Below are 1,875 nucleotides of genomic sequence, written 5' to 3'. Positions count from 1 at the left end.
GGTTTATTTATAATAAATTAAATAAAGTTATAGGTGTTTCTGTAGGAGCTAGTCAAAGTGCCATTGATTTATTTAATATAAAAAACATAAAAAATGTTGTAACTATATATAATCCTATTAATGTAGAAGCTATTAATCAATTAGCATTGGAAACTAATGAAAATCCAGGTGGAGGAGCGCCATATATTGTTTCTGTAGGGCGGCTTATCCCAGAAAAAGGATTTGATATTTTAATTGATGCTTTTAATGAGTTAATTAAAAAAGAGAAAACTCTTCATAATTTAGTCATTTTAGGAGAGGGGCCGGAAAGAAAAAATTTAGAAAATAAAATTTCAAAATTAAGTTTAGAGAATAGAGTATTTCTAGTAGGATATAAAGATAATCCTTATACATGGATTAAAAGTGCAGATTTATTTGTATTAAGTTCACGTTTAGAGGGATTTTCATTAGTTTTAGTAGAAGCTCTTGCACTACACACACCGATAGTGTCATTTGATTGTCCAAGTGGTCCAGCCGAGATCTTGGAAGACGGTAAATATGGAATTCTAGTCAGAGAGATAGGCTATAAAGGATTAGAAAATGGGATGTTACAAGCATTAGATAATATTGAAAAAGGTTCAATGCTTGATAAGAGGTTAGCAATGCAGAAAATAAATAACTTCTCCATTCAAAATGCTTTGTATGAATTAGAAAGAATTTTATGATTAAAAAGTTTGGATGTGAGAAAAATGAAGATATCTTTAATAATGGCAACAATTAATAGGGAAAAAGAAATTGAAGAGTTTATACTATCATTAATTGAACAGACATATGAAAATTATGAGCTAATAATTGTTGATCAAAATAGTCATGATAATCTAGGTAAGCTAATTGAGAAGTATAAAGAAAGAGTTTCAATTGTATATTTAAAATCCACTCCAGGATTATCGAAATCTAGAAATGTTGGTTTAAATGTTGCAACAGGGGATATAATAGGATTTCCAGATGATGATTGTACATATGATGCTAGCACATTAGAAAAAGTAATTGGATTTTTTAAACAGAATAACGACTATTCAATATTTACTGGTCAATGTCAAGATAAGGATGGACAAATAGTAGCTGGAAAGTTTAGTAATAATCATTGTAATCTTGATAAAGGTAACGTTTGGGAATGTGGAGTTTCTGTTACTTTATTTCTAAAAAAAGAGCTTCTAAAAAAAGTGAAAGGATTTGATGAAGAGCTAGGAGTAGGCTCAGGTACTGTATATGGTTCAGGGGAGGAAACTGATTTTCTTTTAAGATGTTTAGAAGCTGGTGGCAAAGGTATGTATGATCCTTCGTTTATAGTGTATCATCCTAATCCTGTATTAGAATATAATGATAAATCTTTTAAAAGGGCGTATTTGTATGGGGCTGGCTATGGAAGGGTATTAAAAAAACATAAATACTCTATCGGTAAAAAAACAAATTGTATCATTCGCCCCTTCATAGCGATTTTTATATATGTTTTTAATATAAAGAAATCAACGTATTATTATTATTCTCTTAAAGGGCGTGCGAAGGGATTATTTTCCGGTTGAAATTTTATGATTAAGGAGATTTAGACATGCCTCTTCGTATAAATAGAATACTTCTTTATATAATGCTTTTTATCTTATTATATGATGTACAACCAATTATAATGGGTAAGGTGTTTAATCTTCCTTTTATCATTTTGTGTGTATTTAGTTTAAGATATCTTTTACAATATCATCAAAAGATTATTGATATTAATCAATTGAGATTAATTTTGATAGCTTCTATATTCTTAATTATATGTATAGTAGAAGGCTTAGTTCATCAAACTTTCCCACATGATGTGGGATTTTCATACTTTTATGTACAGTTAATACT

General features: G+C 29.1%; 3 protein-coding genes. All 3 read left to right on the top strand.

Annotated features, from left to right (window positions below):
- On the top strand, positions 1 to 704 hold a 704-nt coding region (locus V7038_RS25640; RefSeq protein ID WP_335695832.1), incomplete at its 5' end, for a glycosyltransferase.
- Positions 705 to 728: 24 nt separating this feature from the next.
- Complete coding sequence (locus V7038_RS25635) at positions 729 to 1,562, top strand: glycosyltransferase family 2 protein (protein ID WP_335695831.1); 834 nt, start codon at positions 729 to 731, stop codon at positions 1,560 to 1,562.
- A gap of 26 nt (positions 1,563 to 1,588) precedes the next feature.
- Positions 1,589 to 1,875 (top strand): hypothetical protein (locus V7038_RS25630; RefSeq protein WP_335695830.1); only part of this gene is annotated, 287 nt, incomplete at its 3' end.

The sequence above is a fragment of the Bacillus sp. JJ783 genome (assembly GCF_036963225.1).
In the GTDB taxonomy this organism is placed as follows: domain Bacteria; phylum Bacillota; class Bacilli; order Bacillales; family Bacillaceae_G; genus Bacillus_A; species Bacillus_A cereus_U.
The sequence above is the reverse complement of the archived record's forward strand: the minus strand, read 5'-3'. Positions and strand labels throughout refer to the sequence as shown.

Bases quoted from the DNA above. Each gene is read 5' to 3' on its own strand.
- V7038_RS25635 (WP_335695831.1), top strand. From the start codon at position 729: ATGAAGATATCTTTAATAATGGCAACAATTAATAGGGAAAAAGAAATT.